We start from the raw sequence: 11926 nt of genomic DNA on the forward strand, positions 1-11926 counted from the left end.
GCGGGCCGCTCGTCCGATCCGTCCCGCCGGTTCGATAGGGCTCACACCGCGGTCGGTCCCGGCCGGTCGCGCGTCGCGCCGCACGCCGCTGCGGGCTCCCCCGTCACATCAGCGCGAACGAGAAATCACTCTGCGTGCTCCACCATGGAACATACGGCGACCGGACGGGGGAGCCGGCGTGACCACTGAACGGGTACGGCGTACCGGACCGGTGGCCGAGGCCAGCCGTCCGGTCGTCCGGCTGCTGGCCGCCCTCGCGGTCGTACCGCTGCTCCGGCTGGCGGTGGCGCGTTACGCCGTACCCCCGGATTGTCCGGACCGGACGGCGTGCGACGGCTGCGCCGCCCCGATCGGGCTGGACCGGCCACTGCCGGCGCTCGGCCCCGCGGCCCGGTGCCCGGCCTGCCGGGCCCGGGTCGGCGCGGCCCCGGCCGTGGTCGAGGTGGCGCTGCTCGTGGCGGTCGCCGTGCCGGTGCTTGCCGGCGGCGTGCCCGCCGCGCGCCTGGCGCTCGCCTGGTGGCTGCTCTGGGCGGTGCCGATGACGATCGTGGACGCGATGGCGCACCGGCTGCCCGACCGGCTCACCTGGCCGGCCGCGGCCGGCGCGTGGGCGCTGCTCGGGGTGGCCGCGCTGACCGGCACGGGCGCGGACCCGTGGATCCGCGCCACAGCCGCCGCTCTGGCGCTCGGCGGCGGCTTCGCCGCGACCACGCTGCTGCTCGGGCGGCGCGGTTTCGGCCTCGGCGACGCCAAGCTGGCGCTCGGCGCGGGCGCGCTGCTCGGCTGGTACGGCTGGCCGGTGCTGGTGGCCGGGCTGGTGCTCGCGCTCCTCCTCGCCGGGGCGACCGGGGTGGCGCTGCTCGCCGCCCGGCGGGTCCGCTGGTCCGGGCACCTGCCGTTCGGGCCGTTCCTGGTGCTCGGCACCGCCGCCACGCTGGTGCTCGTCACCGTGTGATCGGCCACCCGCAGGTGCGGGCGGGGTCGCCACGGGTATCGGGGTCCCAGCCGCCTCCCAGCCGGGTCTGGTTCGGTGGCGGTCCAGGCTTCGGACTCGGGAGGGCACGTGTCGCACGGCGACGACGGTTGGCGGATCCGGCGTACCAGCGCGGACCTGGACCGGCTGGGCGAGACCGAGTCGGTCTTCGCGCTCGCCAACGGCTGGGTGGGCTGGCGCGGGACGCTCGACGAGGGCGAGCCGTGCGGCATGCCGGGCAGCTACCTCAACGGGTTCCACGAGCAGCACGAGCTGAGCTACCCGGAGAGCGGGTACGCGTTCCCGGAGCGCAGCGACACCGTGATCAGCGCGCCGAACGCCGCCCTGATCCGGCTCTGGGTGGGCGACGAGCCGCTGGACCTGGGCACCGGCACGATCCGGCGGCACCACCAGGAGCTGGACCTGCGCGCCGGGGTGGTCCGGCGGGAGACCGAATGGGTCTCGCCGGGTGGCCGGGGTGTCCGGATCCGCAGCACCCGCCTGGTCTCGCTGACCCGCCGTCCGGTCGCCGCCGTCGACTGGGCTGTCGAACCGCTGGACGAGCCGGTACGGCTGCGGATCGGCGCCGACCTGCTCGCCAACCAGCGGGTGCCGGAACGTGCCGACGACCCCCGGGCCGCCTCGGTGATCCACGACCCGCTCACCGGCGAGATCCGCCGCGACGACGGCCTGGACGGGGTGCTCGTGCACCGGACCGGGCGCAGCGGGCAGCGGGTCGCCGTCGCCGTCGCGCACCGGGTCGAGGCACCCGACGAGATCGCCACCGGGACCGAGCTGACCGCCGACCGGTTCCGGCTGGCGCTGTCCGGTCCGGTACGCCCCGGCGAGCGGATCCGGGTCACCCGGTTCGCCGCGTACGAGTGGGCGGAGGTCGACGGCACCCCGGCTGGTGAGCTGGCCGACCTGGTCGTCGCGGAGGCGGACGCGGCCCGGGCCGACGGGTTCGACGCCCTGCTCGCCGAGCAGCGCGCCGCGCTGGATGCCGCGTGGGCCACCGCCGACGTCGAGCTGGACGGTGACCCGGAGCTGCAGCTCGCGGTGCGGTTCTCGGTGTTCCACCTGCTCCAGTCGGGGCGCGCCGACGGGGCCCGGACCATTCCGGCGAAGGGGCTGACCGGCAACGGCTACGACGGGCACGTGCTCTGGGACACCGAGGGCTACGTGCTGCCGGTGCTGACGTACCTGGCGCCGGAGCTGGCCCGCTCGGCGCTGCGCTGGCGGCACGCCCACCTGCCCGAGGCCCGCGAGCGTGCGGCCGAGCTGCGTCTGACCGGCGCCACCTATCCGTGGCGGACGCTCAGCGGCCGGGAGTGCTCCGGCTACTGGCCGGCCGGCAGCGCGGGCCTGCACGTCAACGCGGACATCGCGGACGCGATCCTGCGGTACGTCGCGGCCACCGGCGACACCGCGTTCCTCGCCGAGTGCGGCGCCGAGGTGCTGATCGAGACCGCCCGGCTGTGGCACGGCTACGGCCATTTCGACGACGCCGGCGCGTTCCACCTGACCGGCGTCACCGGCCCGGACGAGTATTCCGCGCTGGTCGACGACAACGTCTTCACGAACCTGATGGCCCGGCGCAACCTGCGCGGCGCCGCCGACGCCGCCGAGGACTGGCCCGAGGTGGCCGCCCGGCTGGGTGTCGACGCCGCCGAGGTGGCCGGCTGGCGGGCCGCCGCCGACGCGATGTTCGTCCCGTACGACGGCAAGCGCGGCGTGCACGAGCAGTCGGCCGGGTTCACCGCGCAGCCGGAGTGGGACTTCGCCGGCACCGGCGAGGACGACTATCCGCTGCTGCTGCACTTCCCCTACCAGGAGCTGTACCGCAAGCAGGTGGTCAAGCAGGCCGATCTGGTGCTGGCCATGCTGCGCTGCCCGGGGGAGTTCACCGCCGAGGAGAAGACGCGCAACGTCGCCTACTACGAGGCGCGGACCGTCCGGGACTCGTCGCTGTCGGCGTCCGCGCAGGCGATCCTCGCCGCCGAGGTCGGGCACCTCGACCTGGCGTACGACCTGTTCGCCGAGACGGCGTTGCAGGACCTCGCCGACCTGGGCGACAAGACCGCGGACGGGCTGCACCTGGCGTCCCTGGCCGGCGCCTGGCTGGTGGTGGCGCAGGGCTTCGGCGGGCTGCGCGACGACCGGGGCGTGCTCGCGTTCGAGCCGCGGCTACCGCGGCGGATCACCCGGCTGGTGTTCCACCTGCGCCGGCACGGGCACCGGCTGCGGGTCACGCTCACGCCGCGGGAGGCCCGCTACGAGCTGCCGGACGCCGGTCCGGGCGACGCGGTCGAGCTGTGGCACCACGGCGAACAGCTCCGCGTCACCGGCGACGGGCCGGTCACCCGGCCGATGCCGCCGGTGCCCGACCCCGGCCCGGAGCCGCAGGCCCCGCCCGGCCGCCGTCCGGAACGGCGCGCTCAGGAGGCGGCGGGCGGCGACGACTGAGCCGGCAGGCCGGACATCCGGGCGACGACCTCCTCCAGCGCCTCGAACGCGTACGCCCAGTTGTGGCACTTGAAGCTGCGCAACCCGGTGATCGGGGTGCGGCAGTCGGCACAGTGGACGCCCGGGATCGCGTCCGGCACCTCGGTGTTCACGTACTTGCGTTCGCCGAGGATCACCCGGGCGATCATCGTGCGGTCGTGCACGCCGTGCAGCGCGGACGCGACGATGTCGTACCAGGTCGGCCGCCGCCCGCACTTCGGGCAGTCCGGCTCGTCGCCGCTGACCCACAGCGGGGCGCCGATGCTGCGCGCCGGCATGTTCAGCAGCTTCTCCAGCCGGCGTACGTCCGCCTCCGGGGTGGTCCAGCGGTGCCGCCCGGGCAGCGACGCGGGCGAGTCGTAGACGGCGCGGAACACCGCCGGCTCGACCTCCACTGTCTCCCGTCCACCTGTCATCGGTACCTCCTCGCGACGGCGTGTCCCACCGTCGTACCAGGTGGACGGCGGGATCGGCCGGATCATCGACACGACGGGTCAGCGGTGTGTCGCGCAGAGTGCTAGACATCGAGGCGTGACGGAGGCTGAGAACCGACCCAATGTCGCCCGGATGTACGACTACTACCTGGGCGGCTGCCACAACTTCGCCGCCGACCGGGCCGCCGCCGAGGAGGTCCTGAGGATCTTCCCGGACACCGGCGTCGCCGCGCAGAGCAACCGCGCGTTCCTGCGCCGGGTCGTGCGCTGGGCCGCCGAGCAGGGGATTCGCCAGTTCCTCGACATCGGCGCCGGCCTGCCCACGCAGGGCAACGTGCACGAGGTGGTGCGCGCGATCCGCCCCGACGCCCGGGTGGTCTACGTCGACCACGACGAGGTGGCGGTCGCGTACGCCCGGCGGTTGCTGCCCACCGACGGCCGCACCGTGGTGCTCCGGGGTGACCTGCGGCGGCCCGGCGAGTTGCTGGCCGACCCGACGCTGCGGGCCACCATCGACCTGAGCGAGCCGGTGGCGGTGCTGCTGTTGGCGGTGCTGCACTTCGTGCCGGACGCCGACGACCCGTACGCGGCGGTGGCGACGCTGCGCGACGCCACAGTGCCGGGCAGCGTGCTCGCGCTGTCCCACCTCACGCTGGACGGCCTGCCGACGCTGCCCACCGAGCAGGGCACCGCGATCTACCGCCGCAGCAGCTCCCCGCTGGTGCCCCGCACCCGCGACGAGGTGGCCCGCTTCCTCGACGGGTACGAGCTCGTCGATCCGGGCCTGGTCAAGGTGGCGGACTGGCGGCCCGACGGCGAGCCGCAGGCCGCGGTGTCGCACGGCTACGGCGGGGTGGGCGTGCGCCGCTGAGGCGGGAGTCAGTCCAGGCCGCCGTGCGCGGCCCAGAGCGCGGCGGCGCGGTCAGCCGCCGCCGCCACGAGCGCGGCCAGTTCGGGCCGGTCGGGCACCCGGAACGACACGTACGCGCCGCGGCCGCCGGCGGTGGGCCGGCCGTACGCCTTCGCGGCGAGCCGCCCGTCCGGCAGCAGCCGCACGTTGAGCGTGGTCAGGGTGAACTCCTCGCCGCGCCGGGTGTCGGTCCAGCGCAGCTCCTCCGGCACCGTCACGTTGATGGCGAGGGCGCTGACGTCGGGTGAGGCGGCGCTGCTCATCCGGCGATCGTCCCACGACCACGCGCTCACCGGCGCAGTGTGGTTTCCCGGGTCATGCGGGACAGCTTTTCCGGGTTGCGCACCGCGTAGAGGCCGCTGATCCGGCCGTCGTCGAGGCGTACCGCGACGACGGTGTCCAGCTCGCCGTCGAGGCGTACCAGCAGCGCCGGGTAGCCGTTCACCTGCGCCGGTTCCATCGACGCCACGGCGGCGATCCGGGACCAGCCGCCGGTCAGCAGCCGGGCCACCTTGTCGCCGCCGGTGACCGGGCGGGCGAGCGCCTGCTTGATCCCGCCGCCGTCGCCGACCAGCACCGCGTCCGGGGCCAGGACGCGGAGCAGCCCGTCCAGGTCGCCGGTCTCGACCGCCCGCCGGAACGCGTCGAGGGCGTCGCGGGCCTCGGCCGCCGGGACGGTACGCCGGGGGCGGCGCGCCGCGACGTGGGCGCGCGCCCGGTGCGCGATCTGCCGCACGGCGACGGGCGTCCGCTCGACCGTCTCGGCGATCTCGTCGTAGCCGACGTCGAACACCTCACGCAGCACGAACACGGCCCGCTCGGTCGGCGTCAGCGTCTCCAGCACCAGCAGCATCGCCATCGACACGCTCTCGGCCAACGCCACGTCGTCCGCCACGTCGGGCGCGGTGAGCAGCGGCTCGGGCAGCCACGACCCGACGTACGACTCCTTGCGCCGCCCGAGCGTGCGCAGCCGGGTCAGCGCCTGGCGGGTGGTGATCCGCACCAGGTAGGCGCGCCGGTCCCGCACCTCGCCGAGGTCGACGCCGGCCCAGCGCAGCCAGGTCTCCTGCACCACGTCCTCCGCGTCGGCGGCCGAGCCGAGCATCTCGTACGCGACGGTGAAGAGCAGGTTGCGGTGCGCGAGGAAGTCCTCGGTGGCCTGGTCCGCCATGACTGGCTCCTCCGCTGTCCGGCTGCGCTCCCCACCAGACGCCGCCCGCGACCGCCGTGTGACATCGGGTCGCTGTGGTGGTCCTCACCCGCCGGCGCCGTCACGCCGGAGCGGTCCCCGGCATCTCGTGTTCGTCCGACACCACCGAAGCAGAGAGGGCGCAACCCATGCAGACCCGATTCAACCTGTTCGAGAACCCGGTCTCGGCGGCGTTCATGAAGCGTTTCGCCGGCGCGGGCCTGGCGATCCACCAGTCGACGTTGCCGCGCACCGTCCAGGAGCTGGTGTCGCTGCGGGCCAGCCAGATCAACGGCTGCGGCTGGTGCATCGACATGCACACCAAGGAGGCGGTGGCCGGGGGTGAGAGCGCGGTCCGGCTGAACCTGGTCGCCGCCTGGCGCGAGTCGACAGTGTTCACCGAGGCCGAGCGCGCGGCGCTGGCGTTCGCCGAGGAGGGCACCCGGTTGGCCGACGCGCATCAGGGCGTGTCCGACGAGACGTGGGCGCGGGTACGCGAGCACTACGACGACGACCAGATCGCCGCGCTGGTGTGCCTGCTCGGGCTGATCAACGCGGCGAACCGGTTCGCGGTGCTCGTGCACCAGCGCGGCGGCTCGTACGAGCCGGGCATGTTCGCGGCGGCGATGAGCTGAACGCCGCGGCGGCGGTCCGGCCCGGTCGTCCCGGGCCGGACCGCCCCCGGAAAACGCGGCGACACCCGTGATCCCCTGTGGCCATACTGCTCGCCATGAAGATTGCGGAGGCCCTTGCGCTGCGGGCGGATGCGGCGCGACGCGCCGAACAACTCCGTGCCCGCATCACCGCGAGCGCCCGCTACCAGGAGGGCGAGACGCCCGCCGAGGACGCCTCGGCGCTGCTCGTCGAGGCGGCCGGGGTGCTCGGTGAGCTGGAGACGCTGATCCGGCGGATCAACCGGACGAACGCCGCGACTGTCGTGGACGGTGGCACCCTGACCGACGCGCTCGCGCGTCGCGACGTGCTGCGCCTGCGGCACGGCGTGGTCACAGCGGCAGCGGACGCCGCCGCGGGCGAGGGCCAGCGCGGCTACCGTCAGCTCCGGTCGGAGCTGAAGATGGTTCCGGCGTTGCCGGTGGCGGAGCTGCGCCGGCAGGCCGACGAGCTGGCCCGGCAGATCCGCGAGGTGGACACCACGATCCAGCGGACGAACTGGGAGGTCGACCTGCTGGACTGACGAGTCGCGGAGCAGGTAGCCGACGTGGAGGCGTGCACGCCCCCGAGAGCCGGCGGGCAATCCGGCTCACTCCTGGCGCGCCGAGGGCAGGCGCAGGGGTTCGACTCCCCGGCACACAACGCATGCCCAGCACAGGACACAGGTGACGGCGCACAGGGCACGGCACACCACCAGGTGCAGATCCACGACGGTGAGGGTGGGACAGGGGACTTCCGCGACTCGTCCCAGGCGTCATCGCAGGTTCCAGAAGAACGACCGGACGTCGTCGACGAACAGGTCCGGCACCTCGAGCGCGGCGAAGTGACCGCCCCGGTCGAACTCGCTCCAGTGCCGGATCGTGTACGTCAGCTCGGCGATCGGGCGTACGGACCGGGTGATGTCGTGCGCGAACACGGCGACTCCGAGCGGGGGCGGGCAGGGCGCGGGCGGGCCACCGAACGCGCTCTCCCGCACCAGCCGCGCGGACGAGGCGGCGGTGCCGGTGAACCAGTAGACCGAGACGTCGGTGAGGATGCGGTCCACGCTGACGGCCGATCCCGGGTCGGTCCACTCGGTGAACTTCTCCGCGATCCACGCGAGCTGCCCGACGGGTGAGTCGTTGAGCGCGTACGACACGGTCTGCGGGCGGCTGGCGTAGAGCACCTGGTGCGGGTGCCGCTGCGTCTTGAGTCGCATGATCCGGGCGAGCCGGTCCCGGTCCTCGCCGGACAGTCCGGCCTCGCCGGTCCAGCCGGGTGGCGGGGGCGTGGGCAGGTAGTTGAGGTGCACGCCGACGACGTGTTCCGGGTCGATGCCGCCGAGCCGGGTGGAGATCACCGAGCCCCAGTCGCCGCCCTGGGCGCCGTACCGCCGGTAGCCGAGCCGGCGCATCAGCTCGGCCCAGGCGCGGGCGACGCGGTCGACGTCCCAGCCGCGTTCCCGGGTCGGGCCGGAGAAGCCGAAACCGGGGATCGACGGTACGACCAGGTGGAACTGTTCGGACAGCGGGCCGATCACGTCGAGGAACTCCACGACCGAGCCGGGCCAGCCGTGCGTGAGGATCAGCGGCAGCGCGTCCGGGTCGGCGGCCCGTACGTGCAGGAAATGGATGTTCTGCCCGTCGATGGTGGTGGTGAACTGCGGATACCGGTTCAGCTCGGCCTCGGCCCGCCGCCAGTCGTACGCGGTGCGCCAGCGCTCGGCCAGCCAGCGTACGCGGGCCAGCGGGATGCCGTAGTCCCACCCGGTGCCTGGTAGCTCGTCGGGCCAGCGGGTGCGGGCCAGGCGGTCGGCCAGGTCGTCGAGGTCGGCCTGGGGGACGTGGATACGGAACGGCGCGATCACGGTAGCTCCGATCATTGGTGTCACTAACGTTTGTGCGACGAACGATAGCGCAGATCGTTGGGGACGCCAACGTTTTTGGATAGGCTGGGCATGTGGAGAACCCGGAGCCGGACGTCGTACCCACCCGCCTGGCCGGCCTGCCGAGCTGGCTGATCACCCAGACCGCCGTACGCGCCGGCCGGCTGGTGAGCGACGGGCTGGCGGCGGTCGACGCGCGGGGCTATCACTTCCGGCTGCTCGCCACGCTCGACGAGTTCGGCCCGGCCAGTCAGGCGGCGCTCGGCAGGCGTAGCGGCATCCACGTCAGCGACGTGGTGGCGGCCCTCAACGAGCTCGCCGAGCGGGAGTTCGTGGTCCGCGCCCCGGACCCGTCCGACCGGCGGCGCAACGTCGTCACCATCACCGCGGCGGGGCGGCGGCAGTTGCGGCGGCTGGAGAAGCGACTCGCCGAGGTGCAGGACGACCTGCTCGCGCCGCTGACGCCGGACGAGCGCGCGGACCTGACCCGGCTCCTTGCACGGGTGCTGGCCCACCACACCCGTCCGCCCGTCTGATCGTCCGGCTTTCGCGCCCGGTCGCCCCACTCCCTACCTCTATCACTATCGATAGTGATACGGTTTAGCCATGGCGATGTCGATGGAGCGGTGGGCGGAGGTGGCGCTGCACCCGGTGCGGCTCCGCGTCCTGCGTGCCGTGGCGGGCACCCGGGTGACCACTCACGACCTGGCCGAGCTGCTGCCCGACGTCCCGCACGCCACGCTCTACCGGCACCTGGCGACGCTCGTGAAGGCCGGGATGCTCGACGTGGTGCAGGAGCGCAAGGTGCGCGGCGCCGTCGAGCGGGTGTACGCGCTGCCCGCGCACGGCGCGGCGCTGGACCCGGCGGCCCTGGCCACGGCCACGCCGGAGGACCACGCGCGCTACTTCACCGCGTTCGTGTCGAGCCTGCTGTCCGAGTTCTCCCGCTACCTCGCCCGCGACCGCGTCGACTTCGTCGCCGACGGGGTCGGATACCAGCAGCTCGTACTGCACCTGACCGACGCCGAGCTGCACGAGTTCGCGGCCGGGCTCAACGCGCTGGTCGGCCCGTTGCTCGCCAGAGGGCCCGGCGACGGCCGGATCCCCCGGCTGCTGGCGACCGTCCTGATGCCCGCCGATCGCCCGGTGACCCCCGGCGACACGCACACGTCAGCGCACGACTCCGACACGACGAAGGGCGACGACTGATGGCCTCCGTAATGCTCAACGGCGATGTGATCGACATCCGGTTCACCGGATGGGAACGGATGTGGGTCGGGCGGGAGCGGTTCGCGCTGCGCCTGACCGCCGTGCGGCACGCCGCCCCGGTGGACGAGCCGATCCGGCTGGCCCGGGGCGCCCGGCGCGGGTACGCCGTGTCCGGCTTCGCCAAGATCGGCGTCTGGGGTCTGTTCGGCGGTCCCCGGCAGCTCGTGGCGGCCCGGCGCGGTCAGCCCGGCCTGCACCTGGTGCTGGACCGCGCGGCGGCCGGCGGCGAGTTCGACGAGGTGGTGGTCTCCGACCCGGCCGCGCCGGGCCTCGCCGAGACGATCGGGCGCGCGACGCGGGGCCGGCCATGACCGGCGACCACCTGGCGATCGAGGCGTCGGGCCTGACCAAACGCTACGGCGACGTCACCGCCGTACGCGACCTGACCTTCACCGTACGACCCGGCGCGGTCACCGGCTTCCTCGGCCCGAACGGCGCCGGCAAGACCACCACGATGCGCATGCTGACCGGGCTGGTCACGCCGACCAGCGGCACCGCCACCATCGGCGGTCAGCCGTACGGCCGGCTGGCCCAGCCGGCACGGACCGTCGGCGCGGTGTTCGACGGCAACGCGTTCCACCCCGGCCACACCGCCCGTGACCACCTGGGCGTCTACGCCGCGATGGCCGGCTGCCCGGACAGCCGGGTCGCGGAACTGCTGGATCTGCTCGGCCTCGCGCAGGCCGCCGACCGTCGTACCCGGGGGTTCTCCACCGGCATGCGGCAACGGCTCAGCCTCGCCACGGCGCTGCTCGGCGACCCGCGCGTCCTGCTGCTCGACGAACCGTCGAACGGCCTGGACCCGGAAGGCATGTCGTGGCTGCGCGGGCTGCTGCGCGGCCTCGCCGACGAGGGCCGCACCGTGCTGGTCTCCAGCCACGTCCTGCACGAGGTCCAGCAGGTGGTGGACGACGTGGTGGTGATCCGGCGCGGCGAACTCGTCGCCGCCGGGCCGTGGTCGCGGCTCACCGGCCCGCCGACGGTGCTCGTCACCTCGCCGGACGCGACAGCCCTGGCCGCCGCGCTGACGGCCGCCGCCGGGTCCGTCGAGGCCGCCGGGCCCGACCGCCTGCGGGTACGCGGACTGGACGCGCCGCGCGTCGCCGACCTGGCCGCCGACCACCGGCTGCGGGTCCACGAACTGGTCACCGAGACCACAAGCCTCGAACAGCTCTTCCTCGACCTGACCACCGAAAAGGCGGAGGCCCGATGAACCTGCTCAGAGCGGAACTGCGCCGGGTCCTGGCCACCCGGATGTGGGGTGCGCTGCTGCTCGCGGCCGTCGCGCTCGGCGGCGGCCTGGTCGGGCTCATGGCGCTCGTCGGGCCGGAGAACTTCGACCCGCCGATGCCCGGCCTGCACACCGAGGAGGGCCTGCGGTCCATCCTCGGCATCCTCGGCTTCACCGCCTTCGTGCCCGCCGCCGCCGGCGCCCTCGCGGCCACCTCCGAGCATCGGCACGGCACCGCCGCCGTCACGTTCATGTTCGCGCCGCGCCGAGGGCGGGTGCTGGCCGCCAAACTCGCCACCCACGCGATCGTCGGCCTCGCCTACGGCCTCGTGCTCGCCGTCGCCGCCGCGGCGGCCCTGTTCACAGTCGCCGCCGCGCGTGGCGTGTCGCTGGGCCTGCCCGCTCCCACGGTGCTGGCGTTGCTCGCCCGCATCGGCGTCGCGATGGCGGTGTACCTGCTCGTCGGCACCGGCGTGGGCGCGCTGCTCCGCAACCAGGTCGCGGCCGTGTGCGTCGTGGTCGGCTACCTGTACCTGGCCGAGCCCGTCCTGATGATGATCCCCGGCGTCAACGCGCTCTACCCGCTCCTGCCCGGCGGCGCCACCGCCGCACTCACCGACTTCACGTACGTCGCCGACGCGATGTCCGCGCAGCTCGGCAGCGACGCCGTCGCGCTCCTGCCGCCGGCGGCCGGCGCACTGCTGCTGACCGGGTACGCGCTCGCCGCAGCCGCGATCGCCGTGGTCGTCCCGATGCGCCGCGACATCACCTGAGCGTCGCCGCGCGGTCGCCGTCCGGCGTAACAGGGGTGGCGTCGGCCGAAGACGATTCGTACTCTGGTCCTCCGACGTCCGGGGTCGACGGTGGGGGAGGTCGACG

The 11926-nt window shown here is 74.1% G+C and carries 14 protein-coding genes; 10 read left to right on the forward strand and 4 right to left on the reverse strand.

Going from position 1 to position 11926, the window contains the following annotated elements; all coding sequences use genetic code 11:
• Positions 1-178: 178 nt before the first annotated feature.
• The gene (locus A8711_RS11235; RefSeq protein WP_064448362.1) at positions 179-955 is read left to right on the forward strand and encodes a prepilin peptidase; all 777 of its coding nucleotides are present in this window, start codon (positions 179-181) and stop codon (positions 953-955) included.
• 108 nt (positions 956-1063) lie between these two features.
• On the forward strand, positions 1064-3439 hold the full coding sequence (locus tag A8711_RS11240) for a glycoside hydrolase family 65 protein (RefSeq protein ID WP_069088156.1): 2376 nt from the start codon (positions 1064-1066) through the stop codon (positions 3437-3439).
• On the opposite strand, the gene A8711_RS11245 is transcribed toward A8711_RS11240, so the two are convergent.
• Positions 3412-3894, reverse strand: a complete 483-nt coding sequence (locus A8711_RS11245; RefSeq protein ID WP_043330744.1) for a hypothetical protein — start codon at positions 3892-3894, stop codon at positions 3412-3414. The genes A8711_RS11240 and A8711_RS11245 overlap by 28 nt on opposite strands.
• Before the next feature lie 115 nt (positions 3895-4009).
• On the opposite strand from A8711_RS11245, the gene A8711_RS11250 reads away from it, so the two are divergent.
• Positions 4010-4783 carry an SAM-dependent methyltransferase gene (locus tag A8711_RS11250; protein WP_064448364.1) on the forward strand — a complete coding sequence of 258 codons (774 nt, stop codon included), beginning with the start codon at positions 4010-4012 and terminating at the stop codon, positions 4781-4783.
• 8 nt (positions 4784-4791) lie between these two features.
• Here the strand turns inward: A8711_RS11250 and A8711_RS11255 are convergent, their stop codons facing one another.
• Together A8711_RS11255 and A8711_RS11260 are read right to left on the reverse strand one after the other, a co-directional pair.
• Positions 4792-5115, reverse strand: coding sequence for a hypothetical protein (locus A8711_RS11255; protein ID WP_231915634.1), 324 nt, complete (start codon positions 5113-5115; stop codon positions 4792-4794).
• Positions 5112-5993, reverse strand: coding sequence for an RNA polymerase sigma-70 factor (locus tag A8711_RS11260; RefSeq protein ID WP_043327497.1), 882 nt, complete (start codon positions 5991-5993; stop codon positions 5112-5114). The genes A8711_RS11255 and A8711_RS11260 overlap by 4 nt, the downstream gene beginning before the upstream one ends.
• Positions 5994-6160: 167 nt before the next feature.
• On the opposite strand from A8711_RS11260, the gene A8711_RS11265 reads away from it, so the two are divergent.
• On the forward strand, positions 6161-6646 hold the full coding sequence (locus tag A8711_RS11265; protein ID WP_043327495.1) for a carboxymuconolactone decarboxylase family protein: 486 nt from the start codon (positions 6161-6163) through the stop codon (positions 6644-6646).
• 95 nt (positions 6647-6741) lie between these two features.
• A complete protein-coding gene (locus tag A8711_RS11270) occupies positions 6742-7206 on the forward strand; it encodes a DIP1984 family protein (RefSeq protein WP_064448468.1) in 465 nt (154 codons plus the stop codon).
• Positions 7207-7437: 231 nt separating this feature from the next.
• Here the strand turns inward: A8711_RS11270 and A8711_RS11275 are convergent, their stop codons facing one another.
• Positions 7438-8529 (reverse strand): epoxide hydrolase family protein, encoded by a 1092-nt coding sequence (locus A8711_RS11275; protein ID WP_069088157.1) that lies wholly within the window; start codon positions 8527-8529, stop codon positions 7438-7440.
• A gap of 92 nt (positions 8530-8621) precedes the next feature.
• Between A8711_RS11275 and A8711_RS11280 the strand changes: the two genes are divergently transcribed.
• The 5 genes from A8711_RS11280 to A8711_RS11300 all read left to right on the forward strand — a co-directional run bounded on the left by A8711_RS11280 (position 8622) and on the right by A8711_RS11300 (position 11820).
• A complete protein-coding gene (locus A8711_RS11280; protein ID WP_043327491.1) occupies positions 8622-9083 on the forward strand; it encodes a MarR family winged helix-turn-helix transcriptional regulator in 462 nt (153 codons plus the stop codon).
• Positions 9084-9153: 70 nt separating this feature from the next.
• A complete protein-coding gene (locus tag A8711_RS11285; protein ID WP_233607784.1) occupies positions 9154-9756 on the forward strand; it encodes a helix-turn-helix domain-containing protein in 603 nt (200 codons plus the stop codon).
• Positions 9756-10127, forward strand: coding sequence for a hypothetical protein (locus A8711_RS11290; RefSeq protein ID WP_069088158.1), 372 nt, complete (start codon positions 9756-9758; stop codon positions 10125-10127). The genes A8711_RS11285 and A8711_RS11290 overlap by 1 nt, the downstream gene beginning before the upstream one ends.
• Complete coding sequence (locus tag A8711_RS11295; protein WP_069088159.1) at positions 10124-11029, forward strand: ABC transporter ATP-binding protein; 906 nt, start codon at positions 10124-10126, stop codon at positions 11027-11029. The genes A8711_RS11290 and A8711_RS11295 overlap by 4 nt, the downstream gene beginning before the upstream one ends.
• On the forward strand, positions 11026-11820 hold the full coding sequence (locus A8711_RS11300; protein ID WP_069088160.1) for an ABC transporter permease: 795 nt from the start codon (positions 11026-11028) through the stop codon (positions 11818-11820). The genes A8711_RS11295 and A8711_RS11300 overlap by 4 nt, the downstream gene beginning before the upstream one ends.
• The last annotated feature ends 106 nt before the right edge of the window (positions 11821-11926 follow it).

Origin of the sequence: Micromonospora sp. II, from assembly GCF_001709195.1 — a bacterium.
Taxonomy (GTDB): domain Bacteria; phylum Actinomycetota; class Actinomycetes; order Mycobacteriales; family Micromonosporaceae; genus Micromonospora; species Micromonospora chalcea.

What these genes read in the sequence shown, in the direction of transcription:
- A8711_RS11245 (WP_043330744.1), bottom strand. Translation starts at nt 3,894, where the DNA reads ATGACAGGTGGACGGGAGACAGTGGAGGTCGAGCCGGCGGTGTTCCGC.
- A8711_RS11260 (WP_043327497.1), bottom strand. Translation starts at nt 5,993, where the DNA reads ATGGCGGACCAGGCCACCGAGGACTTCCTCGCGCACCGCAACCTGCTC.
- A8711_RS11265 (WP_043327495.1), top strand. Translation starts at nt 6,161, where the DNA reads ATGCAGACCCGATTCAACCTGTTCGAGAACCCGGTCTCGGCGGCGTTC.
- A8711_RS11270 (WP_064448468.1), top strand. Translation starts at nt 6,742, where the DNA reads ATGAAGATTGCGGAGGCCCTTGCGCTGCGGGCGGATGCGGCGCGACGC.
- A8711_RS11285 (WP_233607784.1), top strand. Translation starts at nt 9,154, where the DNA reads ATGGCGATGTCGATGGAGCGGTGGGCGGAGGTGGCGCTGCACCCGGTG.
- A8711_RS11290 (WP_069088158.1), top strand. Translation starts at nt 9,756, where the DNA reads ATGGCCTCCGTAATGCTCAACGGCGATGTGATCGACATCCGGTTCACC.
- A8711_RS11295 (WP_069088159.1), top strand. Translation starts at nt 10,124, where the DNA reads ATGACCGGCGACCACCTGGCGATCGAGGCGTCGGGCCTGACCAAACGC.
- A8711_RS11300 (WP_069088160.1), top strand. Translation starts at nt 11,026, where the DNA reads ATGAACCTGCTCAGAGCGGAACTGCGCCGGGTCCTGGCCACCCGGATG.